Annotated in this window: 20 protein-coding genes; 13 read left to right on the forward strand and 7 right to left on the reverse strand. The window is 67.6% G+C overall.

All coding sequences use genetic code 11. The annotated features are described in order from the left end of the window. The first annotated feature begins 11 nt into the window (after nucleotides 1–11). The 3 genes from C1706_RS10915 to C1706_RS10925 all read left to right on the forward strand — a co-directional run bounded on the left by C1706_RS10915 (nucleotide 12) and on the right by C1706_RS10925 (nucleotide 3,719). Nucleotides 12–2,237, forward strand: a complete 2,226-nt coding sequence (locus tag C1706_RS10915) for an HAD-IB family hydrolase (RefSeq protein WP_129459275.1) — start codon at nucleotides 12–14, stop codon at nucleotides 2,235–2,237. A 188-nt stretch (nucleotides 2,238–2,425) separates the two neighbouring features. After that, complete coding sequence (locus tag C1706_RS10920) at nucleotides 2,426–3,310, forward strand: GTP-binding protein LepA (RefSeq protein ID WP_129459276.1); 885 nt, start codon at nucleotides 2,426–2,428, stop codon at nucleotides 3,308–3,310. A gap of 43 nt (nucleotides 3,311–3,353) precedes the next feature. After that, entirely contained in the window at nucleotides 3,354–3,719 is a 366-nt protein-coding gene (locus C1706_RS10925) for a DUF6547 family protein (RefSeq protein ID WP_129459277.1), read from the forward strand. Nucleotides 3,720–3,722: 3 nt separating this feature from the next. On the opposite strand, the gene rarD is transcribed toward C1706_RS10925, so the two are convergent. Continuing rightward, on the reverse strand, nucleotides 3,723–4,685 hold the full coding sequence (rarD, locus tag C1706_RS10930; protein ID WP_164987528.1) for an EamA family transporter RarD: 963 nt from the start codon (nucleotides 4,683–4,685) through the stop codon (nucleotides 3,723–3,725). A gap of 80 nt (nucleotides 4,686–4,765) precedes the next feature. On the opposite strand from rarD, the gene dcd reads away from it, so the two are divergent. After that, entirely contained in the window at nucleotides 4,766–5,341 is a 576-nt protein-coding gene (dcd, locus tag C1706_RS10935) for a dCTP deaminase (protein WP_129459279.1), read from the forward strand. 52 nt (nucleotides 5,342–5,393) lie between these two features. Here the strand turns inward: dcd and C1706_RS10940 are convergent, their stop codons facing one another. Then, nucleotides 5,394–5,990, reverse strand: coding sequence for a TetR/AcrR family transcriptional regulator (locus C1706_RS10940; protein ID WP_164987529.1), 597 nt, complete (start codon nucleotides 5,988–5,990; stop codon nucleotides 5,394–5,396). A gap of 204 nt (nucleotides 5,991–6,194) precedes the next feature. Then, a complete protein-coding gene (locus tag C1706_RS10945; RefSeq protein WP_164987530.1) occupies nucleotides 6,195–6,860 on the reverse strand; it encodes a phosphotransferase in 666 nt (221 codons plus the stop codon). Between the two features lie 330 nt (nucleotides 6,861–7,190). Here C1706_RS10945 and C1706_RS10950 point away from each other — a divergent pair, with 330 nt between their 5' ends. The 8 genes from C1706_RS10950 (at nucleotide 7,191) to argS (ending at nucleotide 18,593) form a co-directional block, all read left to right on the forward strand. Continuing rightward, nucleotides 7,191–7,832, forward strand: a complete 642-nt coding sequence (locus C1706_RS10950; protein ID WP_129459282.1) for a beta/alpha barrel domain-containing protein — start codon at nucleotides 7,191–7,193, stop codon at nucleotides 7,830–7,832. Nucleotides 7,833–7,890: 58 nt separating this feature from the next. Then, on the forward strand, nucleotides 7,891–8,916 hold the full coding sequence (locus tag C1706_RS10955) for an SH3 domain-containing protein (protein ID WP_129459283.1): 1,026 nt from the start codon (nucleotides 7,891–7,893) through the stop codon (nucleotides 8,914–8,916). Nucleotides 8,917–9,042: 126 nt separating this feature from the next. Then, on the forward strand, nucleotides 9,043–10,710 hold the full coding sequence (gene pgi / locus C1706_RS10960) for a glucose-6-phosphate isomerase (protein ID WP_129459284.1): 1,668 nt from the start codon (nucleotides 9,043–9,045) through the stop codon (nucleotides 10,708–10,710). Nucleotides 10,711–10,714: 4 nt separating this feature from the next. After that, nucleotides 10,715–11,395 carry a SanA/YdcF family protein gene (locus tag C1706_RS10965; protein WP_241653541.1) on the forward strand — a complete coding sequence of 227 codons (681 nt, stop codon included), beginning with the start codon at nucleotides 10,715–10,717 and terminating at the stop codon, nucleotides 11,393–11,395. A gap of 33 nt (nucleotides 11,396–11,428) precedes the next feature. Beyond that, a complete protein-coding gene (locus C1706_RS10970; RefSeq protein ID WP_129459285.1) occupies nucleotides 11,429–12,901 on the forward strand; it encodes a DUF3375 domain-containing protein in 1,473 nt (490 codons plus the stop codon). Beyond that, complete coding sequence (locus C1706_RS10975; RefSeq protein WP_206661095.1) at nucleotides 12,898–13,566, forward strand: DUF4194 domain-containing protein; 669 nt, start codon at nucleotides 12,898–12,900, stop codon at nucleotides 13,564–13,566. The genes C1706_RS10970 and C1706_RS10975 overlap by 4 nt, the downstream gene beginning before the upstream one ends. Beyond that, nucleotides 13,563–16,925, forward strand: coding sequence for an ATP-binding protein (locus C1706_RS10980; RefSeq protein ID WP_129459286.1), 3,363 nt, complete (start codon nucleotides 13,563–13,565; stop codon nucleotides 16,923–16,925). The genes C1706_RS10975 and C1706_RS10980 overlap by 4 nt, the downstream gene beginning before the upstream one ends. A gap of 33 nt (nucleotides 16,926–16,958) precedes the next feature. Next, on the forward strand, nucleotides 16,959–18,593 hold the full coding sequence (gene argS / locus C1706_RS10985; protein ID WP_129459287.1) for an arginine--tRNA ligase: 1,635 nt from the start codon (nucleotides 16,959–16,961) through the stop codon (nucleotides 18,591–18,593). A gap of 61 nt (nucleotides 18,594–18,654) precedes the next feature. Here the strand turns inward: argS and ppgK are convergent, their stop codons facing one another. The 4 genes from ppgK to C1706_RS11005 are packed head-to-tail and all read right to left on the reverse strand — an operon-like array spanning nucleotide 18,655 to nucleotide 22,340. After that, nucleotides 18,655–19,485 (reverse strand): polyphosphate--glucose phosphotransferase, encoded by an 831-nt coding sequence (gene ppgK / locus C1706_RS10990; protein WP_129459288.1) that lies wholly within the window; start codon nucleotides 19,483–19,485, stop codon nucleotides 18,655–18,657. A 9-nt stretch (nucleotides 19,486–19,494) separates the two neighbouring features. Then, nucleotides 19,495–21,132: a PH domain-containing protein gene (locus C1706_RS10995; protein WP_129459289.1), complete on the reverse strand. Its 1,638-nt coding sequence runs from the start codon at nucleotides 21,130–21,132 to the stop codon at nucleotides 19,495–19,497. Next, the gene (locus tag C1706_RS11000; RefSeq protein ID WP_129459290.1) at nucleotides 21,129–21,686 is read right to left on the reverse strand and encodes a PH domain-containing protein; all 558 of its coding nucleotides are present in this window, start codon (nucleotides 21,684–21,686) and stop codon (nucleotides 21,129–21,131) included. Before C1706_RS11000 ends, C1706_RS10995 begins: the two co-directional genes overlap by 4 nt. Before the next feature lie 18 nt (nucleotides 21,687–21,704). Continuing rightward, nucleotides 21,705–22,340 carry a DUF1707 SHOCT-like domain-containing protein gene (locus C1706_RS11005; RefSeq protein ID WP_129459291.1) on the reverse strand — a complete coding sequence of 212 codons (636 nt, stop codon included), beginning with the start codon at nucleotides 22,338–22,340 and terminating at the stop codon, nucleotides 21,705–21,707. 497 nt (nucleotides 22,341–22,837) lie between these two features. On the opposite strand from C1706_RS11005, the gene C1706_RS11010 reads away from it, so the two are divergent. Next, nucleotides 22,838–24,868, forward strand: coding sequence for an MSCRAMM family protein (locus C1706_RS11010; protein ID WP_129459292.1), 2,031 nt, complete (start codon nucleotides 22,838–22,840; stop codon nucleotides 24,866–24,868). Nucleotides 24,869–24,872: the final 4 nt, after the last annotated feature.

Consider the following 24,872-nt stretch of genomic DNA (forward strand, 5'->3'; position numbering starts at 1 on the left):
AGGAGCCCCCCATGCCCAACCAACCTGTCAATGTCCTGCTCACCGGTGTGACCGGCTTTCTGGGCCAGGCCGTCTTGGAGCGGCTGCTGTCCTCCACGGACGCGACGATCACGACCGTGATCCGCCCCAAAGGCAGCCAAACCGGGCGCGCACGGCTCGATCGCCTGCTGCGCAAGCCCGTATTCGCGTCCTGGCGGCGTGCCGTCGGTGACGCGGAGGCCCAACGGATCTTCGCTGAGCGCACGGCCGTCATCGAGGGTGATCTCTCGACGCTGGAGCGGATCGATGTCCCCGTGGACGTGGTGGTGCACTCGGCCTCCACGGTGTCCTTCGACGCACCGATCGACGAGGCGTTCGCCAACAACGTCGGTGGCCCGCAGGCCCTGTACGGCGCGCTGTCCGCGTCCGGTCTCGACCCGCACGTCATCCACGTCTCCACCTGCTACGTGGGCGGAATCGCGAAGGGGCTGCGTCCCGAAGCGTCGGTTGACCACGATGTGGACTGGCGTGCTGAACTCCAAGCTGCGCGGGTGGCTCGCGCGGAGGCCGAGGCCGCGTCCCGGACCCCCGAAATGTTGCAGACGTTCATCGACCAGGCCACCGCCGGGCACGGCAAGGAGGGCCCCAAGACGGTCGCCCGCGCCTCAGAGCAGGCCCGCGTCGACTGGATCACGGCCCGCATGGTCGAGTTGGGCCGCACTCGCGCCCGGTCCTTGGGGTGGACCGACGTCTACACCTTCAGCAAGGCGATGGGGGAGCGGGTCGCGGAACAGGAATGGGCGGGAAAGGGGCATCGCCTCTCCATCGTGCGTCCCTCCATCATCGAGTCGGCACTGCGGCACCCGGTTCCGGGATGGATCGACGGTTTCAAGGTCGCCGACCCGCTGATCATGGCCTACGCGAAGGGGCACCTGCCGGAGTTCCCCGGCCTGCCCGACTCCGTACTGGACGTCATCCCCGTCGACTACGTCGTGAACGTGGTGCTCGCGTTGGCGAGGCTGGGGCACCAAGGGCCCGAGGCGTCGGACGCCGGGTATTACCAGGTCTGCTCGGGGGCCTCGAACCCGCTGCCGTTCCACCGGATGTACGGCGAGGTGCGCACCTTCTTCTTGCAGCATCCTCTGCAGGACGACAAGGGGCATCCCATCGTCGTTCCCACCTGGCGCTTCCCCGCGAACAATGCCGCAGAGCGCTCGCTGCGCTTCAAGGAGCGCCTCTCTGCGCTCGGGTCCCGGATCGGCGCGGCGCTGCCGTCCAGCCCGCTCACCCAGCGGTGGACGAGCACCTTGAACCGCATGGAACGCGGCCTGGGTTCGTTACGGAACTACGTGGATCTCTACCAGAGCTACACCCGTACCGAGATGCTGTTCGACGACCAGCAGACGCGCGCACTGGGGGCGAAACTGCCCGCAGGCACCCCCGAGGATGAGACCTTCGACATCCGCGACATCGACTGGACCCACTACTGGCAAGACGTCCACCTGCCTGCGATGACGTCGCTGGCGAAGGTTCACGCCCGGGCGTCCAGCGCGCGCAAGGCGTCCCGCTCGAAGGCGCGGCCCCTGGAGTCGGGCACCGACGTGCTTGCGGTGTTCGATCTAGAGGGCACCGTGTTGCCCAGTTCCTTGCTCACCCAATACCTGTCGATCATGCGGTTCATCCGGCCGCTGGGGCAGTTCCCGAGCGAACTGGTCGACCTGATCGGCAAGACGAACGTGTACCTCAAGGCAGAGCGGCGCGATCGCGGCGAGTTCGTCCGCGCGTTCAGCCGCCGCTATGCGGGCACGCGCGTCACCGACATCGAGCGCGCCGTCGACGGGGCCTGGGGCGAGGCGCTGATGCGCTCGCTGCGTCCGGGGGCGCTCGCGCGGATTGAGCAGCATCGTGCGGCCGGGCATCGCACCGTCTTGGTGACCGGATCCCTCGATCTCCTGGCAGCCCCGCTGGCACCGCTGTTCGAGGACGTGATCGCGTCGAGCATGGACGTGGAGGACGGCCGCCTCACCGGCTATCTGGCCACCCCGCCCATGGTGGACGAGGCCCGTGCCCAATGGTTGAAGGACTACGCCGACAAGCATGGCATCGACCTCACTCGGTCTCACGGCTACGGCGACTCCGTCGCGGATGTGAGCTGGCTGCGGCTCGTGGGGCGTCCGGTTGCGGTCAACCCGGACCTGCCGCTGTACCGGGTGGCGAGCCGCCAATACTGGCCCATCGAGGATTGGAAGCGCAGCTAGGCAGGTCCTTGCTGACACCGGGGGAAGGGTGCCTCGTGCGCGCGGTGACGCGAGTGCGAGGTGCCGCCCGGGGCTCGGCGGTCACCGTGTCGCGGAGGGGTGCCCGTGAAGGGGGGGCGACTAGAGCGATCGTTCCAGTGGGTGGGCACGGGCTGCGATTCCAGCTGCGGACATGTTTACCTTGAGGCATGGCCCGCTTACGTCAGATCACCGATGCGACGCTGCTGGCTCACGTCAACAAGCTGGGCGAGGAGCATCCCCCGATCCGGATGGATTCGGTCGACTTCACTGTGAACAACCCCGATGTCTTGCGGACGCGCTTCGCGGGCGTCCTCGACTACCTGGCGCGGGTCGAACTCGAGGTCGAGCGCAATGTGCTCGAACTGCTGACGATCATGCCCAACCCGTCCGAGGCGGACAAAGTGTTCTACTCCGACGTCTGGTACGACCAGGAGATCGCCCACGGCCAGATCCTCGACGAGCTGAAACGGCGCATCGACCTGCCCGAGGCCGAACCCCTCCTGCAGGTCGGGTTCGCGGTGCAAGCCCTGGGCGCGCTCGCGAAGTGGGAGCCCATCCAAGACGTCGCGCGCACCATCTACTACTTCACGGGCGCCTCCACCGAACGCCAGGCCGTCTTGGCGTACAACGCCTTGTCGAGCCAGCTCGATGAGTGGGGCGAACTCGCCGTCCGCGACACGATCATCAATCAGATCAAACGCCAAGAGCCCGGCCACTTCGCCTTCTACCGCATGAGTGCCGAAAAGATCACCACCGACGGGACGCTCAGGCCCTGGCAGCTGTACTTGGCCCGCGTCCTGCGCGAACACTCCTACGAACTCGTGGGGACCCACCACGATCCGCAGCACCAGGCGACGATGGGCGAGGTGATCGACGTGCTCGGCTTCAGCGGCCAACTGGAGGTGTTCGCCAAGGAGATCGGCCGCCTGGAAGCGAAGCTCCTGTGGGCGAACCGTCAGGGGATGGAGTTCCCGCCCTACGTCTTGCGCGCCCTGCGGGAAAGCGTCGAGATGTACCGCGAGCAGGGATCCTTTGCCGCCCGGCTGTCCTGAGGCAGGGGCTGCGCTGGGCAGTGCGGGCGTGCATGATGGAGGCATGATCGAGCACGATTCCCGCTGGCTGTACCGGCAGATGATCGACGCCATGGTGGTGGCCTGCTTGCAGGGCCCCGGTCAGGTTTCCGCGGAGCGGATCCGGATCGGGGTGTGGAACCCTAACGCGGACGTCGACACCGACCCCGACCAGGTGGCGATGAACGGGCTGTTGAGTTCCTTGGAGGAGTCCCACCGGCAAGCGCTGTCGGCGCTGTTCGCTGAGGAGTTCGCCTCGGGGATTTTCAATGCGCTCACCGTGTTGACCGCCGCCCACCTGGAGCCGTTCCACGAGGGCTACGAGGGTGATCCGTCCGACGACTTCCTGGGGCGCATCGACGGCTCGCCGTGGCCCGGGGACGCACGTTAAGGCTCAGTGAGGAGCCGTCGCGTCTGAGGGGCGTGCCGCCCGTGCGCGACGCGTCCGGGAGAACACCGTCGCCAGGTAGACCACCGATCCGCACCACACGAGGATCAGACCCGCCCAATACGACGGGGTGACGACCTGCTTGAACACGGTCAAGCCCAAGAGGAACTGGATGGTGGGGGCGACGTATTGCAGCACCCCGACCACGCCCAACGGCAGCCGCGGGGCCGCGATCGCGAACAGCCACAGCGGTAGCGCCGTCAAGATGCCCGCGAGGATCAACAGCGCCGAGTGTCCGAGCCCAGCACCGAACGTGCTCGCCCCGGTCGCGGCGAGGTAGACCCAATAGGCGACCGCGAGCGGTGTGAGGAGGCCCGACTCCAAGAAGAGCCCCTCCAAGGCGGGCAGAGTGGCACGCTTCTTGACCAGGCCGTACAGACCGAAGCTGGCCGCCAACGTCAAGGAGACCCACAGGCCCGCCCAGTTCTGCCAGGCGATGACCGTGACACCCGCAGCCGCCAGCAGGGTGCCGATGAGGCCGCCGCGGCTCATCTTCTCCCCGAAGACGAGGACGCCGAGCAGGATGTTGACCAGCGGGTTGATGAAGTAGCCCAGGCTCGACTCGACCACATGGTTGTTGTTGATCGCCCAGATGAAGGTGAGCCAGTTCGCGCCGATCAGCAGGGACCCCAGCAGCATCCACGGCAGTTGGCGTGGGGCGAGGGCGTCACGGAGCCACCCCCACGGGTGGCGGAGGGCGACCAGGACGAGCCCGACGGCCAGCATCGACCACAGCACGCGGTGCGCGAGGATCTCCAGCGGCCCAGCGGGCAGAAGGAGCGGGAACAGGAGGGGAAAGAAGCCCCAGATGCCGTAAGCGGCGATCCCTGTGACCAGCCCGAGGCGCTCACCCGCCGGGCGAGGGGGCGCGGAGATCCCGGGGGCCGCGTCGGCGGCGTGGTCGTTCACCCGAGCACTGTAGGGCATGGGGAATCGCCCGCAGGTGGGCATCCATGGTGTGGTGAGGGTGGTCCCGCTAGGGTCGACGTGTGCTGTTGTCAGATCGCGAGATCACCGCCCACCTCGACGCCGGCAGGATCAGGCTCGACCCCTACGACCCGGGGCTCGTGCAACCGGCCAGCGTCGACGTGCGCATGGATCGGTACTTCCGCCTGTTCGACAACCACAAGTATCCGTTCATCGACCCCGCGCAAGAGCAGCCAGAACTGACGCGGCTGGTGGAGGTGGACGCGCAGGAGCCCTTCATCCTGCACCCAGGAGAGTTCGTCTTGGCATCGACCTTGGAACAGGTCACGCTCCCCGACGACATCGCGGCCCGTGTCGAGGGCAAGAGTTCGTTGGGGCGGCTGGGGTTACTCACGCACGCGACCGCGGGTTTCATCGATCCGGGCTTCACCGGGCACGTGACGTTGGAGTTGAGTAACGTCGCCACGCTGCCCATCACGTTGTGGCCGGGGATGCGCATCGGGCAGCTGTGCTTTTTCCAGTTGAGCTCACCGTCGGAACATCCCTACGGTTCCGCTCAGCGGGGTTCGCATTACCAGGGGCAACGGGGCCCCACGGCGTCACGGAGCTTCGAGAACTTCCGGCGAAGCCAAACCTAGGCGTCGGTGCCAGGGCTGAGCCCGCGCGATGCCCGGGCCAACCAGGTGGGGTTCAGGCCAGAGACGCGAGGGCGGCGTCGGTGAGGAGCCCGCGCATGAGCGAACGCTCGTGTTCGGAGTACAGATCCTCCTGGGCGCCTTGGCCAGGCCACAGCGACAACTCGAGCAGCACGTGTCCGTGCAAGGCCCCCCACAAGGCGAGCAGTTGCCCGTCCTGGGTTCCCTCTTGGAGCAGGTCGGCCTCGGCGAGACGCCCCAACAAGGTGCGCAGGGGTTGGATCGCCTTGTCGTCCAACGTGGTGACGGCCCCTTGTTCGGCGTTGCCGCTGAAGATGATGCGGTAGAGCGAGGGGTGGTTGTGGGCCCACTGGCGGTACACGCGCAGCCCACGTGCCAGAGCCGGGACGGGCGGACCCGTGAGGTCGTGATGCTGTGCCTCGCGGAACTGCTCCTTGGCGATGAGCGTGACCTCCTTCACCAACGCGTTCTTGTTCCCGAAGCTCGAGTAGATGGCGTTGGTGGAGGTATCGACGGAGGCTGCCAGCTCCCGCAGTGCCATCTGCTCGGGGGTTTCTTCCTGCAGGCGGGCATACGCAGCTGCGATCAACCGTTCGCGGAGGTTGTCTGGATAGGTGTGCGCGCGCGACATGGGGACCAGCCTATAGGGGTTAAGGGTGGCGATTGGACACGATCCGGCCCAAGAGGTGACGTTTTTCATCATTTGTGTCCGATCCATCGCCGCTTGTCGCGCCGGGGATCCTTAGGTTGGGCGGCAGGGCGTGAGGGGCTTCCCCCGGGGAATGCTCCCCGGGGGATGAGGAAGGCGCGGGCTGCTCAACGAATAACACAATGGCTAGACGGATTCGTCGAGCAGCGAGCGAAGGGCATGGCGTCCGCACTCTTGAAGGTCGGGGTCGTCGGCGCAGTCCTGCGCGAGCATCAAACCCAAATACAAGGCCCAGGCTCGCGCGCGCTGCCAGGTGGCAGGGTCAATGGCGCCGCCGTGGTCGAGACGCTCTCGGAAGATGGCGCGTCCCTGCTGGTCGAAGGTCAGCCAGGCCGTCGCCAGATCGCAGGCGGGATCTCCGACCGTCATGTCACCCCAGTCGATGACGGCGGCCAGGCGTCCGTCGCCGCTCATCACGATGTTGGCAGGGTGAAGGTCGCCGTGCAGCCACAGGTCGACGTCGTCGAAGTCAGGTGCGCTCACCCAGGACTCCCAGCGGCGCAGCAGGGCGTCGCGTTGTGGTTCTTGATTGATGCGAGCACGGGCGCGGGTGTCGGGACCTTCCTGCGCCAGCGACATCCCTCGGAAGGGATTGATCGGGGCATGGGCTGGCGCGGGAGCGTGCAGGGTCCACAAGAAATCTGCGAGGTCGGTGGCGAGTGCCGTCCGCTCGGAGGGCGGCACTGCGGCGACCCGCGTCCCCTCGAACCAGGGGGCGACCATCCAGGGGTAGGGGTAGGAACGCGTGGGGTGCCCCGCGTAAACAGGCTGGGGGACTGGTGCGGTCAGCAAGGAGGCGATGAGCGGGCAGCCAGGTGATCTCGTTCTCCAGAAAAGGAGCGGCCTGGGCGCGGCGGGGGAGACGGACCGTCAAGGAATCACCGAGGCGGTAGACCGCGTTGTCCCAGCCGTTGCCCAGGCAGGTGAGGGGCAGCCCCTCCAGTGCGGGGCACTGCTCGGCGAGCAGTTCCTCGACCAGGGCGATGTCGATAGGGACGTCGGAGATGGGGGTAGGCACCCCTCTATTGGACGCGATGGGGAGGGCCGCGACCAAACTGAGGCTCGGGTGGACCGCCTCGTGACGGTGCGCGGTGCCGGCCCCAGGTGCGGCATGCTGTGACCATGAGCGCGCTGGAGGACGCCCTGGCTGGGCACACCGTGATCGTGGCATTGCCTGCAGGGGGCGTCGCGGACTGGGTCGCGGTCGGGGAGGTGCTGGCCGATGAAGGGCTGACGGCGTGGGCTTGGCCCGCCGATCGGCTGGATCAACTCCCCGAGGCCCTGGCGATCTTCGGGCGCCGGGTGCGTATCGGAGTGGCGGGCGCCTGGAACCTCGACGATATGGCGGCGGCATCCGAGGCCGGAGCAGCCTTCTGGCTGGTGCCGCATGCTGTTCCCGCGGGCGCGGAGGCGCCGCTGCCGTTCTTGGCGGGTGCGCTGACGCCCACCGAAGTGGTGGGCGCGTACCAGGCGCGTTCGGCTCCCGTGCTCGTCGTACCCGCCGACGCGTTGGGGTCGAGTTATGCGCGCACGTTGCCGGTCCTCGTCCCCGGGGTCGACGTGGTGCCGTGGGGGCGGCTGGAGCGCTACCAGTGTGAGATGTGGCTGGACGCGGGCGCGGTCGCCGTCGTGGTGCAGGACGTCATCGTGCGACCTGAGATTTCCCCCGATGTCAACCCCCTAGAGGAGGTGGCAAGGCGGGCGGCGTCCTTCGGCAACTGGAGGCAACTCGAGACTCGGAGGGCAGATGGGGTTGGTGCCTGAGAAAATCTCAGCTAGCTTAGTCATCGTCCTCAGTTTCAATCAGTAACGGAGACACCAGATGTACCAGCCCCGCCGCGTCTCAGATGTGAACGCGACCCTCGAGCCCGAGGGTAACGCCGCAGCCTTCCGTTCGGCCCCGCGCCGCTCGGTGCGGACCCGTTCGCAGCTCATGCGCACCCGGGTGGCTCCGGCCGCCGTCTCCGTCGCGCTGCTGGCGACCTCCGGCGCGTTCGCGCTGAACCTGCGTGCGGAGCAGCCCAGCACCGCGGTGCCGGCGCCCGACCGTGACACCGATGTGGTCTCTCGTGACGCGCTGCGCGTCATGGATCCGGCTGCCGAGGTGTCTCAGACGGACGCCACCGACGCCGATGCCAACGCTCAGGGTGCCGAAGAGTTCGTTGCCGCGTCCTGGTCCTCGTCTTTCGGTGCAGCGGCCGGTACGAAGTACGCGCAGTCCACGCTGACGGTGCGCGCGCAGGCCTCGAAGGATGCTGCGGAACTGGGCAGCATCAAGGAGGGCGACAAGGTCTCGATCACCGACAAGGTTGAGTCCGGGTTCCGCCAGATCGCCTTCGGCGGCAAGGTCGGCTATGTCTCCAACGCGCAACTTGGTGCGTCCGCACCGAAGAAGGAAACCGCTGCGCCTGCGCCTGCGCCTGCTCCTGCGGCAGCGAAGGCCGCACCCAAGGCCGCCTCGGCGCCCAGCGGCGGCTCGTCTGATTCCTACGACGGCAGCACCGAGTACAGCGGGCCGTCGGTTCTCGGCCTGAAGCCGCGGGCGATGGTGGTCTACAACGCGGTCACCGCGAAGTGGTCGTTCACCAGCATCGGCGGCTACCGCGCCAACAGCCTCTCGAACCACCAGTTCGGCGGCGCCATCGACTTCATGACGTTCTCCGACTCCGCCAAGGGGTGGCAGGTCGCCAACTACGTGACCGCCAACGCCGACGCGTTCAAGATCGACCACGTCATCTTCGAGCAGAAGATCTGGACGCCGTACAAGCCGTACTGGCGTCCGATGGCCGACCGCGGCAGCATCACCGCGAACCACTACGACCACGTGCACGTCTCGGTCAAGCTCTGATCCTTTTCTCAACAAACAACGGCCTGCCCCCTGCGGGGGCAGGCCGTTGTTTGTTGTGCTCGGGGCTGGCGTCCGTCGCTGTGCGTGCGGGTCACGGACAGTTCCGGGAGCCCATAGGCTTGGAGCATGATGGATGCGACGAAGACGGACGCCTGGGCCACACTGTCTGACCTCTTTGAGGTATTCAGTCCCGACTTGCGGGGCTGGTTCGAGGCTGATCCGGGCCGGGCCGCAGAGTTCACCCGTTCCGCGGGCGATCTGCACGTCGACCTGTCGAAGAACCTGGTCAATCACGCCATCGTGGACGCGCTGTGTGGGCTCGCCGATCAGGTGGGTCTGGCGGAGCATCGCGACGCCATGCTTCGCGGTGATCACATCAACGTGACCGAGGATCGCGCCGTGCTGCACACCGCGCTGCGGCGTCCGCGTGGGCAGGTGCTGGAGGTGGATGGCCGCGACGTCGTCGCCGACGTGCACGAGGTGCTGGACCGCGTCTACGCGTTCGCCGACCAGGTGCGGTCCGGCGCATGGAAGGGTGTCACCGGCAAGCCCATCGCGACCGTGGTCAACATCGGCATCGGCGGCTCCGACCTGGGGCCCGCCATGGTCTACGAGGCGCTCCTGCCGTACAAGCAGGCCGGGCTGGAATGCCGGTTCGTGTCCAACATCGACCCGAGCGACATCTACGAGAAGACCGCCGATCTTGATCCCGAGACGACGCTGTTCATCGTCGCCTCAAAGACCTTCACCACCTTGGAGACGATCACCAACGCGCGGCTGGCTCGCGATTGGCTCCTGCGCGGCCTCGCCGACGCGGGCGCCATCGAGGGATCGGACGCGGCTCAGGCTTCCGCCATTGCGCGGCATTTCGTGGCCGTGTCCACGGCGCTGGACAAGGTCGCCGCGTTCGGGATCGATCCGGCCAACGCCTTCGGGTTCTGGGATTGGGTCGGCGGGCGCTACTCGGTGGATTCCGCCGTCGGCACCGCGATCGCGGTCGCGATCGGGCCCCAGCACTTCGAGGAGTTCCTGGCGGGCTTCCACGCGATCGACGACCACTTCGCGACCGCACCGTGGCACGAGAACGTGCCCGCCCTGATGGGGTTGCTGAACATCTGGTACGTCAACTTCTTCGGGGCCCGCAGCCACGCTGTGCTGCCGTATGCCCAGTATCTCCACCGCTTCCCCGCCTACCTGCAGCAGTTGACCATGGAGTCCAACGGCAAGAGCGTGCGGGCCGACGGGACGCCCGTCACGACCGCCACGGGCGAAGTTTTTTGGGGTGAACCCGGAACGAACGGTCAGCATGCCTTCTACCAGTTGCTGCATCAAGGGACGCAACTCATCCCGGCCGACTTCATCGCGGTGGCGTCCCCGACGAAGGAACTGCGCGACGGCGACCAGGACGTCTACGAACTGTTCCTGGCGAACTTCTTCGCCCAGTCGAAGGCACTGGCGTTCGGCAAGACCGCCGACGAAGTGCGCGCCGACGGCGTCCCGGAGCACCTGGTGAGCGCCAAGGTGTTCACGGGGAACCGACCCTCGACGTCCATCATGGCGCCCGCCCTGACGCCGTCGGTGGTCGGGCAGCTCATCGCCTTGTATGAGCACATCACGTTCGTGGAGGGCGTCGTGTGGGGCATCAACAGCTTCGATCAGTGGGGCGTGGAACTCGGCAAGGTCTTGGCCAAGCAGATCACTCCCGCCCTCGCCGGGGACGATGCCGCCTTGGCGAGCCTGGATCCCTCCACGCAGGGCCTGATCGCCTACTACCAGCAGCATCGAGAGGGCTGAGGGCTTGACGCGCGCGGCGCGAGGGGCGCGGACGGGGCTGCGGATCCTCATTGCAGTCGTCTGCCTGTCGGCCCTGGGGGCAGGCGTGATCGCGGCACCGGCGATGTGGGTGCGCTGGATGGCCCACGGGCGCATCCAGACTCCCGCGAGGGCTCCGGCTCGCGATGTCGCGATCATTTTCGGTGCGGAGATGTATCCCTCAGGGCGTCCCTCGCCGTATCTGCGCGCGCGGCTCGATCTGGGTGCCGCCCTCGTCGCTGAAGGCCGCGTCAAGGTCTTGATCGTGTCGGGGGACAACGCGGACGCCCATCACCGGGAGACGTCCAACATGAAGGACTACCTGGTCTCCGTCGGCGTCCCGGCCGCCCGCATCGTGGAGGATCCCGGAGGGCTCGACACCTACGACACGTGCGTGCGCGCGCGGGACGTGTTCGGGGTGACGTCGGCGCTGCTGGTCAGCCAGCGCTACCACCTGCCCCGCGCGGTCGCGACCTGCCGGGCTGTCGGCGTGGACGCGGTCGGCGTGGGGGACGTGACGGTGCGGCGTTCCTCGCGGTACTGGGATGGGTTCGCGCGGCGCGAACTGGCTGCCAACGTGAAGATGGTGTGGGATCTGCTCACTCATCGAAGCCCCGCTGTGGTGGACGGACCCTCCGACGCCGTGGGGACGGCACTGCGCTCCTGAGGCATCCTCTGGAAGAGCGTTAGGCTTGATTCGATGACCAGTTCCCGGGCCGAGGCCGCTTATCAGCGTTCCTTGGCGGCCTTCAAGAACCCGACCTTGGACATGCTCCACGGTCGCTATGCGCCGTTCGTGGTGGCCGTCTTGTCTTTGGTGTTCACCCCCGACAGGCCCGCCGTCTCGGTTGCGGACGCGCACGCCGAGGTGGGGGAGGCCACCGATCTGCTGCGCTACCTCGCCGATGAGGAAGCCGACCGACGGATCCCGACCGGCACCGCCCGGGACGTCTGCCGCCAGTGGGTGCGGCTCGGATGGCTGGTGCCTCAGATCGAGGACGACGTCGAGGTGTACCGGCTCTCGGCCCACGCGGTCGGAGCTTTGGAGATCGCCGGACGCGCAGGCAGCGGACGCACGCGCGTCTCCACTTCGCGCGTGCGTTCCCTCCTGGAGGCCATCGAGCGGCTAGCCGATGACGCCGACGCGGACCCCGAACGTCGGCTGGCTCGTTTGGAGGAGCAGCGCGCAGCCTTGGACGCCGAGATTGCGTCCCTGCGGGCGGGGGCTCCGGTCGAGGCCGCCGACGAGGAGCATTTGCTCGAGGAGGCCGAGAACGTCCTGCACCTGGCTCGGGAACTGCCCGCGGACTTCTCGCGCGTCGCCGAGTCCATCAAGGCGATGCAACGCGATGTCGTCGCCGAGTTGCGCGGCGACGTGCGACCCACAGGCGATGTGCTGCGCGAGTACTTGCAGCGCGGCCAGCACGTGCTGCAGTCGACCCCGGAGGGGCGTGCGTTCGCGGGGGCCTTGCGGCTCATCGGCGACCCGGAGCGCATCGACCGCCTCGCCACGCAGTTGCACGTGCTGCAGACGCGCCCCTTTGCTCAGGTGATGGATGCCGATCAGCGCGCCGAACTGGAGGCGGTGGGGCGACGCCTCGAACAGGGGGTCGAGGAGGTGCTCACGGCGCAGCGCCGCGCCTCGCACGTCATCACCGCGCAGGTGCGCACTCACGACCCGGTGCGGGACCGTCAGGTCGACGACTTGTTGCGGGCCGCGATGGCAGGCTTGCAGGCCTGGATGCAGGAGTCTCGACCCGGTGACCGGGTGACGCCGCTGCGCAGCTTCCCCGTGGCCGGGCTGGGGCACCTCCGCCAAACCCTGAGCGACATCCATCCCGCGGCGGGGCCGGAGCCGCTGGAGGAGTCCCCCGCGGACGTGGAGTTCGACGAGGGAGACCAGCGCGCCTGGGGCGGGCCGCGGTACGCGGAACTGGAGGAGTACGTCGCCGGGCTCGGCGAGGAGTTCGATCTCGCGACGGCGTTCGCGGGGGCCGGCCCTGACACTCGGCGTCCGGTGGATCTGCTGGGTCTGCTGGAGATCGCCCACCGCAACGGCATGACCGAGGGCGAGAACATCTCTGTCGTGGAGGCGGTGCGTCCCGATGGGACGTCGCGGCGGTTTGCCTTCGGGGCGGTCACCGCGCACAGCGTGAAGGAAGGAACGCCATGATCGACGAACTCGCCCCGGGGGAGGCCGAATCGCCCTTCATCGACCCGGTTGCGATGGAGGACGACCCCGAGGAACTGTTCGCGGGGGACCGCGGGGTGCTGGATCAGGCGGTCCGGCGCGTCCTGGTGCGTCTGCTGCAGCGCCGGTTCCTCCTGGCGGACCGGCACCGCGACGACTGGGCCATCATGGTGGCCAACCAGGCGGTGCTGGAGTCGCGGCTCAACGATCTGTTCGTGCGACTCGTCGTCGATCACGAGCGTGGTGTGGCTTACAAGGAACAGGTGCGCTCCGATGAGGTGGACGTCCCGATCCTGTTGCGTGACGACGCGTACACCCGGGCGGAGACCCTCGTGCTGGTTCACCTCAGAACCGTCTATCAGCGTGAGGTGACGGCGGGGGAGCCTTCGGCACGGGTGGACGTTGAGGAGGTCGAACAGACCGTGTTGACCTATTTTGCTGAGGGCGACGGGGACACGGCCAGGAGGCAACGTTCGATCCGCAATGCCCTGGTCCGGCTGCGCGCGGACGGGATCGTGGAGGAAGAGTCGGAGGGGCGCTATCGGATCAGCCCGCTGGTCGAGATCGTCGTCAGCTCGCAGCGTCTCCACGACCTCGTGGAGTGGTTGCACACTCAGACCGCCACGCCGGAGGGGAACCCATCATGACCATGCTCGACACGTTGTTCGGCCTGATCCCGGCCGCCTCGCGCGGGCAGCAGTGGCTGGCTGAGGAGTTGCAGTTGGTCAACTGGGGTGGCTACGACGGCGGGCCGCATCGCGTCCGGTTCGCCCCCTCGGCGACGTTGCTGTGCGGCGGATCAGGGTCGGGTAAGTCGACCTTGATGGACGCCTACATCGCGCTGATGATGCCGCACACGACACCGTTCAACGGTGCCTCGAACGGGGGCGTGGTGGGGCGTCCGCGCGGGGTCGATCAGCGCAACATCGTCTCCTATGGGCGAGGCAAGATCGACGAGTCCCGGACGGAGGAGGGCACGAAGGTGCGCGTCCTGCGCGGGGAAGGCGTGGACACCTGGACGGCCGTCGCCATGACGTGGGTCGACCATGACGGAGCCCGGTTCACCGCGGTGCGCGGCTGGTACATCCCCGCTGGGGCTCGCGTCCTGGAGGACACGGTCCGCATGCGGGCGACCGTGGACGGGCCCTTCGACCTCAAGGTGTTGGAGGAGGCAGCCGCTCGGCGGCTCTCCGATGGTGCGGTGCGGGCTGTGGGCCTGGAGCCGGTGACCACAGATCGGGAGTTTTCCGCGCGGCTGTACTCCGCGCTCGGGATCGGGGCAGCAGGGGCCGGATCGAAGGCGATGGGCTTGCTGGCGCGCATTCAGGCCGGTCAGCAGATCACCACTGTCGATGACTTGTACAAGCGGCTGGTGTTGGAGGAACCCCTCACGCTGGCGCGTGCCGACGAGGTCGTGGCGCACTTCGACGAACTCGACTCGACCCGTCACCGCATGCACACCGCGCAGCAGCAGGTGCGTGCGCTGGAGCCGGTACGGGGGTTGCGCACCGCCATCGAGGCGTCCGCCGAACGCCTGAGGCTGATCGACGAGGTGGGCGAGTTCAGCGACCCCCGCTCGGCGGCAAGCCTGTGGCGTGCGACGCGACGGCTGGGCCTGCTGCGCAGCGTTGAGGAGGAGTTGCAGGCGCGCAAGCGTGCCGCGGACGCGTTGACGCAGGAGAAAGTGTCGCTGGCGGCCGCCGCTGAGGCCGAGCGGGATGGCCTGGTGGAGACGCTGCGGGCCTCCGGCGGCGACCGGCTGGAGACGGCGCACCGTGAGGTGCGGGGCATCGAGCGGCGCCTGGGTGACGCGCGGGCGGTACGTGGACGCCTGGACGCGGCCCTGGAGGTGCTGGGGGAGTCGGTCACCTCGTCGCGGCAGTTCGCGGCGCTGGCGGAGCGGGCCCGTCGAGCACTCGCGGACGCCGACGCGAAACACACCGCTCGGGAAGCCTTCGCCGAGGCCAAGGGAGCCGCCGCACGGGCTCAGGCCGAGGTCGACCAGGGGGAGGCCGAGGTGCGCCGCGTCCGTGGACGCGCCGACAACATTCCGGCGGCCCTGCACGACTCTCGCGAGGCGGTCGCTGAGGCGGCGGGCCTCAGCGTCGACGAGGTGCCCTTCGTGGCGGAGTTGATCGAGGTCAGGACCGAGTTCGAACCGTGGCGTGAGGCGTTCAACCTTGCCCTGGGCGGGTTCGCCACCACCGTCCTGATCGACGCCGACAAGCTTCCGGCTTTCCGCGCTGCCATCAACGGCATTCGCACGCCGGTGCGCCTGCACTACGAAGGGGTGCGGGTGGGCCTGCCCGCCTCGGGGCAGCAGGATCCCGCCACCTTGCCTGGCCGTCTCCACTACAAGACGGGGCCGTTCACGGGCTGGCTCCAGGATCGTCTGGCCGATCGGTTCGATTTCGTGTGCGTTGATCGCGTCGAAGACCTAGGGCGGCATCCGCGTGCGTTGACGCTGACCGGTCAGATCGCCCAACTGACCCGAGGCGCGCACGGCGGGCACGGCCGCGGCAACGTGTTGGGCTTCTCGAACCAGCGTCGCCTCAGCGAACTGGCAGCCCAGATCGACGCGTCGCGGGCCCGTCTGGTGGACGCGCTGGATGCGGTCGAGCGGGCGGAGGTGCGTCTGGACGCCACGGACGCCCAGCGTGCGGCCTACGCCCGGGTCGCGGAACTGACGTGGGAACAGGTGGATGTCGCCACGTTGGAGCAGGAGCGCGACCGCTGGGGCGTCGTCATCGAGGAAGTGACGGCCGGGGATCCACGCATTGCGGGGTTGCAGGGTCAGATCGCCCGCGCGAAGCAGAAGCTTGAGGGGTTGCAGCAAGACATTGGTCGGGCGCGCGCCGTCGCCGAGCGGCTTGAGCAGGAGTGGGGCGACGTCACCGAGCAGGTCGACGAAGCCCAGGCGACGGTCGATGCCGCCCACGATGCTGCCCTGACGCTGGCGGAGGCACCACGGACGTACCTGGACGCGCAGTTCGATCCGCCCTCAGCCAGCGAGGATGACCGTCCCTCCGACGCGCTGCGGCGGTTCGACGCCGCGCTCTCGACCGCCTCCCAGCGGCTCACCGCAGATCGGGAGGCCGCGCAGGCGGCGGTCGGTGACGCGCGGGAGGGCCTGCGGCGCACGATGGCGACGTTCGTGGAGCGCTGGCCCAACCCGAACTTGTTGACCGACCCGGACACGTCGGTCGGTGACTTCGAACGGATCCTCACCGACCTGGAGACCAGCGGGCTGCACGAACTCGAACAGGAATGGCGCGACAGCCTGCTGACGCTTTCGGGCAACGACCTGACCGACCTCGATTCGGCGTTGGGGCGTTCCCTGCGAGAGATCCGTGACCGGATCCAGCCGATCAACGACATCTTGGCCGATCTGCCGTTCTACGACGACGACCATCGCCTGCAGATCACGATCAAGGAGAACCAGTCGCAGATGCGCACCCGGTTCCGCAGCGAGTTGCGCGCCGTCCGGGGCCAGATTGACGCCGCGACGACCGACGCGGAACGCGACCAGGTCTATGGGCGCATGGCTCGCGTCATTGGCCGGATGCGCCGCTCGGCGCCGGACTTCGCCGACCTGATCGACGTGCGCAATCACGTCCGGGTGAGCGCAGAACGGGTCGACGCACGGACCCGACAGCATGTCGCCCTGTACGACCACATCGGTGAGAAGTCCGGTGGTGAGTCGCAAGAACTCATCGCGTTCATCGTCGGGGCTGCGCTGCGCTACCAACTCGGCGATGCGGGGGCTGAGCGTCCTCGGTTCGCCCCCGTGTTCTTGGATGAGGCCCTCATCAAGGCGGACGCCCACTTCACCAAGCGGGCCATCGGCGCCTGGCGGGGGCTGGGCTTCCAGTTGATCATCGGCGCCCCCAATGACAAGTACTCAGCGATCGAACCTCACGTGGACGCCGAGTACGACATCCTCAAGGACACCCGGGGCCGTTCGTGGGCCAAGCCGAAGGTCGCGTTACCTGCGTCGTCGGCGTGAGTCAACGCGGTCGCGCTGTGGGACCATGGAGCAATGCAATCGCTTGCCTCTCTGCTCTCCGCGCGGGTCGAGGCGGCCGCCGGCATCGATCCCGAGATGCGGCCCGCCACGAAACCGCAGTTCGGCCACTTCCAGACCAACGTCGCGTTGCGTCTGGCCAAGCCGCAGGGGCGTCCCCCGCGCGAGGTCGCTGCCGATCTGGTGGAGCGCATCGACCTGGCTGACCTGTGCGAACCGCTCGAGATCGCCGGTCCAGGGTTCATCAACCTGCGCATCAAGCCTGAGGTGCTGGCCCGGGCGGCGTCCGATCTGCTGGCCGACCCGCATACGGGGATCGACCAGGCCGCGCAGCCGCAGCGCATCGTGCTGGACTACAGCTCACCGAACGTCGCCAAGCAGATGCACGTGGGCCACCTGCGCACCACGATCATCGGGGACTGCTTCAACCGGGTCCTGACCGCTACCGGCAACACGGTCATCCCGCAGAATCACATCGGCGACTGGGGCCGTCAGTTCGGCATGCTGATCGAGCAGGCCCTCGATGAGGCCCTCGACCTGAGCGCCCTCGACTTGGCGGGTGCCGAGGCGCTCTACAAGCGCGCCAACGCCCGACTGTCGTCCGATGAGGGGTTCGCAGACCGGGCTCGCGAGCGCGTCGTAGCACTCCAGGCTGGGGACGAGGAGACGCTGGCGATCTGGCGGCGCCTCATCGAGGTCTCCAAGGTCGGCTTCAACGAGGCCTACGACCGGCTGGGGGTGTTGCTGACCGACGCCGATATCGCCGGGGAGTCCCTCTACAACCCGATGCTGGAGGCCGTCTGTGACGACCTGGAGTCGCGCGGCATCGCCAAGATGGACGACGGCGCGCTGGTCGTGTTCGTCGACGGTTTCGACGCCCCCGCCATTTTGCGTAACCGTCACGGCGGCTACGGCTATGACGTGACCGACGTGGCGGCCCAGAAATACCGCGTGGAGCAGTTGCACGCCGACCGGATCATCTACGTCACCGACGCCCGCCAGCGACACCACTTCGAGTTGGTGTTCGCGGTGGCGCGCAAGGCGGGCTACGTGCCCGAGGGCGTCAGCACCGAACATGTCGGCTACGGCATGGTGCTGGGTGCCGACGGCAAGCCGTTCTCCACGCGCGAGGGCACCGCGGCCTACCTGATCGACCTGCTGGACGCCGCCGAGGAGCACGTCACGCGTCCGGTGGCGCTGGCGGCGATCAAGTACGCCGACCTGTCGAGCCAGTTGCAGAAGGACTACGTGTTCGATCCGGTCCGCATGACCGCCACCACCGGCGACACGGGCCCGTACCTGCAGTACGCGCACGCGCGCGCCAACCAGATCCTGCGCCGCGCCGAGGCCGAAGGGATCGCGTGGGAGTCCATCACCGTGCTCACCGAGCCCGCCGAGCAGAACCTTGCCCTCCTGTTGAGCCGTTTCGGTGAGGTCATCGTGGGGGTGGCGTCCGACTTGCAGCCCCACAAGCTCGCGACCTACCTGTTCGATCTGGCGACGGCGATGAGCGTGTTCTACGAGCAGTGCCCAGTTCTGAAGTCTGAAGGGGAGGTTCGTGCGTCCCGGCTGGCGCTGTGCGCCACCACGAAGAAGGTGCTGGCGACCGGGCTGAACCTCTTGGGTATCGAGGCTCCCGACCAGATGTGACCTGGCAACGCGACGAGGCGGGCCGACGAGAACGTTCTCGTCGGCCCGCCTCGTCGTTGGGTTAGGACTTGGACGCCTTCTTGGCGCCCTTCTTCGTGGTGGGGACGCCGGGGATGGTGTCCTTCAGCGCGTCCGGGTGGGCCCGACGCTGTGCGGCCAGATAGGCCGCCCCCACGATCCCGGCCGCGTTGCGAAGCTGGGCGGGGATGATCTCCGTCTTCAAGTGCAGCAACGGCAGGAACTTGTCGGAGTTCTTGCTGACGCCGCCACCGACGACGAACAGGTCGGGGGAGGTCAGGAACTCCAGGCGCTGGTAGTAGGGATCCAGGCGCTTGGCCCACTCCTCGTAGCTGAGTTGTTCGCGCTCACGCACCGACGCTGCGGCCATCGACTCGGCGTTGACGCCACCGATTTCGATGTGGCCCAACTCCGCGTTGGGGATGAGGACACCGTCGTAGATCAGCGCGGTGCCGATACCCGTGCCCAGCGTCGTGACGATGACCAGGCCAGGGTGATTCTTGGCGGCGCCGTAACGCACCTCGGCGACCCCGGCGGCGTCGGCGTCATTGACGATGGTGATGTCGCGACCCAGGAGGCTCTCGAAGATCTGACCGGCGGGTGCGTCTACCCAGGCCGGGTCGATGTTGGCTGCGGAACGGGTCATCCCGTGCATCACAATGGCCGGCACGGTGATGCCGATCGGGCCATCGCCAAGCTGGTCGGCGAAGGTGTCAACGATCTGCTTGACGACGTCGGCCACGGCCTGCGGCGTCGCAGGCTGCGGGGTCGGGATGCGAACCCGGTCCGTGGCGAACTCACCGGTCTTGAGGTCGACGATGGCCCCTTTGATCCCCGATCCGCCGATGTCGATACCCAGCGCGAATTTCTTCATGCGCGAAGCTTAGCGATCAGCGGGGCTTGCCGGAGCCTGATACGGGAGCGAGGGAGGCTGCGGGTCGACGATGCTGGTCGACGGCGTCCACAGGTGTGCCTCGTCGGTCGATTCCGCGGCGGTGGGCGAGGTGAGGTGCCAGGTCGCCCCGGTGGGCGGGGGAGCCTGACGTTCCTGGGAGCGCGCCTCGCGGGCCAGGTCCATCTCCCCGAACGCGAGACCTCGAGCCTGGTCGGCTTCGAGGTGCTTGATCCGGGTGTGGGTGAGGGTTCCGCCGGTCAAGGCGACCACCGTCACCAGCCGCAATCGCCGCTCAAGGGGGCCCTGGGAGATTTGCATCGACTGGAGGCGTGCGTGCGGAATGATCGTTTGGTGACGCTCGAACCAGCCGTCGCGCACGGCGAGCACCTGGTCGTCGCGCGCATATCCGAGCCACGACCACGACAGGGGTGACAGCCATCGGGCCCGTCGTGGCGTCCGGTGAAAGCGAAGATCTTCGAGGCGCAGGTTGGGCCACAGGGCGGTCAGCGCGAGTTGAATCTGTCGCGGGTTGCCGATCGGCAGGTAGACCGTGGACAGATCCTGGCTGTCGTCGCCCAGCTTGAGCCCCAGCACGGTCAAGGTCAGGCGGGCCCGTTTCAGGGGACGCCACAGTAACGGCTGGCTGATCTGTACCGACTGCACGCGGTGGGCGGGAATGGTCTGGCTGTGGAGCGTCGTCAGGCCACGGGTGAGGCGAATACCAGCCGGGGTGGTGGCCAGGGTGTAGTTGAACTGTCCGACGAGCCGCTTGGAGAGGAAGCCGCCCATCGCGATGATCAGCGGCAGGACGCCCGCGCCCAGCGCGATCCAGGGCTGTTGCAGCCAGATGGAGAATCCCAGCGGGACGAGGAACGCGAGCAGAAGGAACGGGAGTTCTGAGGACAGGACCGCACCCAGGATGATCTCGCCGGGGTGGAGCCGAATCAGTACCTGATCGCCTTGGGCGCTGTCGTCCCAGGCCGAGGCGGTCCGCACCGTATCTGAGGTGGCGACCTGCTGCCGGTGGGCCCGGGCCATCAGGTAGTCACGCATCTGGGTGGCGCGCGTCCGGGTCAGGAAGGAAAGCGTGGTCGGGGCATCAGCGCCCACATCGATGGTGACCTCGGCCAACCCCAGCAGACGGGCGGCAAGGCGCTGGTTGATATCGACGGACTGGATGCGGCTGAACGCGATCCGCTTGCTTTCTTGGAACGCCCCGGTGTTCTCCAGGCGCAGTTCGTTGTCGTCGATGACGATCTTGGTCGTCCACCAGCCCCAGTAACCGAAGCCGAGCGACAGCAGCAGGGCGGCGATGAGCGCCAAAGACCAGCCCGACATCTGCTCCACCAGCGAGCCGATGCGGGTGACGTCCTCCCAACGAATCTGGCCTTGAATGATGGTGGAGAACAAGGCGTAGCCGCCCGCCAGCACGAAGACCCAGCCACGGACCAAGGGGCTGAGGGGGTGGAGGCGCTCCTCGCTGACGCGTGGGGAGAGGGGAGCCAGAGGCTGCGGAGTCGTGGCGTCCGGGGGCGGTGCCAGCGAGGCGTCGGTGATCGAGGGCGGGGGCGCGGCGAAGTCCGGGCGTCCGTCGGGGCCCGGGGTGGGATCCGGTGGGGTGGTCACAAGCCCGAACCTTCGGCGTCCGACAACTCGATGATGAGGTCGCGCAGCACCCGCGCCTCATCGCCCGGAAGGCCGGGAATCACCGCGTCGGCGGCGGCGCTGGCTGTCACCACACTGACGTTGGCTAGCCCGAACGCCCGCAGCAGGGGGCCGGAGTTGACCCGCACCACCTGGATGCGACCAAACGGGATGATGCTCAGTTCGCGAAACATCAAGCCTTTGACGATGCACAGATCGTTGTCGCGGCGCGCCCACCCGGTTGCGCGCACTGCCCGGCGTGCTCGCGTCCACAACCACACCCACCAGCCCAGCCCGACGGCCAGGACGAGCGGGGGTAGCCAACGCAGGTCAGGAAGAACGAACCACAGCACCAGCGCGGCGGGGATGAAGAGGAGGGCGAGTGTGAGGGAGGAGGTGATGCGCCGCACGATCGTCAGTTTGGGCGACACGCGCCGCCAGGCGTCCGAGGGGGGTGCGAACGGCTCCACGGCACGGGCAGGCACCCCCGCCAGGCTCGGATCGGCGACGAAGTCGGTGACGGGGCTGGGCTCCATGCCCTCCACCCTAGGGGGTCACTCAGCGTCACCCCACGCTTGTGTGGGCGCCTTTGCGTCGACGCCACCGAACATGACCAGGCCTTTCAGCACGATCGTCGGAGCACCGGGAACGGGTTCGATGCGTTTGAGGTCGGTACCGCCGAACAGGGCGAGCGTCTCGTTGCGGACGTTGACCCCGGGCGGGACGAGGACATCGACGCCCCCGAAACCGCAGATGATCGTGAGTTCGACCACGTCGGAGGCGAAGGTGGCGTTACGGAAGTCGAAGTGGGAGCCGCCGAACAACGTCAGGTTCGAGATGTGTCGTCGCGCGCGCCACTTCCCCGTGCGTCGCAGGCCGCCGAAGATCGCGAAGGTGGTGTCGGCGCCCTCACCGTCCGAGCCGCGCTCCATCGTGGGGCCTCCAGCGGAAGAGAAGGCGCCGATGGCGCGTCCGGCGTTCGTGCTGGGGACCAGATCCAACGTGAGCGCGCGGAGGTCATCGAAGGTCTTTGCCTGCATGGCCTGCGCGACCCGGGCATCGTGCTCTTCCCGGCTGAGTCGCCCTTCGGCATAGGCCGCGGACAAGAGATCAGAGACGAGCGCTCGATCGCTGTCTCCGGCACGCATGCCCGGACGCGGAGTCGGAGCATTCGACGACATATCACTCATAAGGAGAACCCTAGGCTCGGGTCGGTTCGCGCGGGGTGGTTGGTCAGGCGAACCCGGGTGCAATCAGGGCCGTTCTAGAGGGAACGCCGCGTCGGCGCAGACAGGCTAGCGTGGCCGCACAACTCGTGTAATGCTGTTGTACAGCGTCCCGAGCAGCAGCCTGATGTGACGCGACCGGGGGAGGCGAATCGATGCAAGGCACATGTGCGCGCTCACAGCGCTGGGTAGCGCGCGCGGCGGCGATGACGGCCGCCCTCGTCGCGTTCTCGACCCTGAGTGCAAGTGTGGCGATGGGCGTCACCCCTCATAGCGCCGAGGCCTCTCCTGCGGCCGCCTCTGCCGCCCCCACGTCCGCCAGCGCTGAGCCCACCACAGTGGGATCTACGAGCCCGAGCCCCGCACCCAACTCTCAGGTTCCGGGGTCTCCGTCGGCGACCCCCTCGACGTCTGCGACACCGACGGCGGGAGAAACGCCGACGCTAGGCTCGCCCACCCCTGTGCCGACCGACACGCTTCCGGCCTCGGCCGCCCCTCAGCCCGAAGGGCGACCGCTGCCGCGCGCCGCCGCCGCGCCCCTGCGCTGCGATGCCGGCCAGTTCTATGCGCAGTCAGACTCGGGCAGGGTGTACACGTTGTCGAGCAGCGGCTCCACCATCAACGCGACGGCCACCCTGGCGTTCGACTTCGCGCAGGGAAATGGCGATTCCTCGTCGTCCTTCAACGGGCTGGCCATCGGGGCGGGAGGCCAAGTCGCCTACGCCTATGGCCGGAGGAGTTCGAAGCTCTACCGGTGGGACGCCGCCACCGGCAGTGTGACGGCGTGGGGGTTGACGCTGCCCCGACTCCCCGGCAACGTGGAGTTCCCGATCAGTTCACTGATCGCTGGGGGAATGAACCCGTCGATCACCAACAGCCCTTACTACTTTGGGGGCTGGCGTAAGGTTGGTTCGCAGTATCGATTTGAACTGTTCTCCGTTGTCGGGACAGGGTCCGTCACCTATCTGGGCTGGGTGCAGGGGCCCACATCGAACAGCGATCGGGGCAATGGCGACCTCGCCTTCAATTCCGATGGTGATCTCTTTTTGCTGTGGAGCGACGGCGCCGGGTCGATGCAGATCGTCTCGGTAAGCTCGGGGACGCTCAATGCGGCCGGCGGAGGCCAGATCGGCGGTGCCCCGACGAGCCGGATCGTCTCGGTCCCGAGCGGGCAGTACAGCGGCGTGGCGTTCGGCGTGGATGGTGCGGCCTACCTCGGCAAGACCGTCGAGAATTGGCAGGGGCGCTTCGAGGCCGTCGTGACGACGGTCGACCCCAATACCGGGGCCGTTCTGGGGGCTGCCACCACGCTTCAAGGTGGCGACTTCGGCACGGCCTCACTGGGGGGTACGGGGCGGCTGGCCGACCTCGCCTCCTGCGCCGACCCCTCCTCGTTGGAGTTGCGCAAGTCGATCCAGGGGCGAGCCTCCGCTCAGGATCAGTTCACGCTCCTGATCCAGCAAGACAACACCAGCGTCGCCTCGGTCACCACGCAGGGCACCCAGACGACGGCGTCCGCGGGCCCGGTTGTTGCTCAGCGAGGCAAGCAATACCAGTTGTCCGAGGCGATGGCGTCCGGATCGGCCAATCCCCTCAGCGCCTATTCCACCTCATTCTCCTGCGTGGATACCGCGAACAACAATGCAGCGGTGACGGTCAGCGGTTCGGGGGCCTCCTATAGCCTGACCGTCCCCACGGCGCGCCGCACACACATTGTGTGTACCTTCGTGAACTCAGCAGGAATGGTGACGTGGGCGAAAACCGACGCGACGAATGGGCAGCCGCTCGGCGCAACGACGTGGCGGCTCAATGGGCCGCAAAACACGGTCATTCCCGTCACGGACAATGTGGGTCAAGCGGGCTATTCCGGCGTCGACCAGGATCCGCTCCCCGGACGCTTCCGCGTGCCCGTCGGCCTGGGTGACTACTCCCTCGTTGAGGTCTCCGCACCTGCGGGCTACGTGGTCGATACGACGCCACGGCCCTTCACCGTCACGGCGGCGAACCGGACCGTGGATTTGGGCACCATCAGCAACAAGCGGGTGCCCGGGACGGTGACGTGGTCCAAGGTGGGCCCGACCAGCGGGCTCCTGGCGGGTTCGCGCTGGCGTCTGACGCCGACCAACCCGTCCGGTGCCGCGATCGACATCAGCGATAACACCGGACAGGCCGGTTATACGGGGCGGGATACCGACCCGGTCGCAGGCCAGTTCGCGGTCACAGGGCTCTCTTGGGGAGACTACTCCTTGGTGGAGGTCGCCGCCCCCGTGGGTTACGTTGTCAATGGCACGCCGAAGTCGATCACGATCTCAGCGGATCAGACCACGGTTGGCGTCGGCGTCATTGTGAACCAGCCCAGCCCGGGCGTAAAGCTTCCGCTCACCGGCGGTGAGGGTGCTTTAAGATACTGGATCGCCGGAATGTTGCTGTTCGTCGTCGCCGTGGGCGCCGCCGTCCTGCATCGCTCACATCGTCACCCCCACCGCCGATGAGGCG

This window comes from Propioniciclava flava (assembly GCF_004126535.1).
In the GTDB taxonomy this organism is placed as follows: domain Bacteria; phylum Actinomycetota; class Actinomycetes; order Propionibacteriales; family Propionibacteriaceae; genus Propioniciclava; species Propioniciclava flava.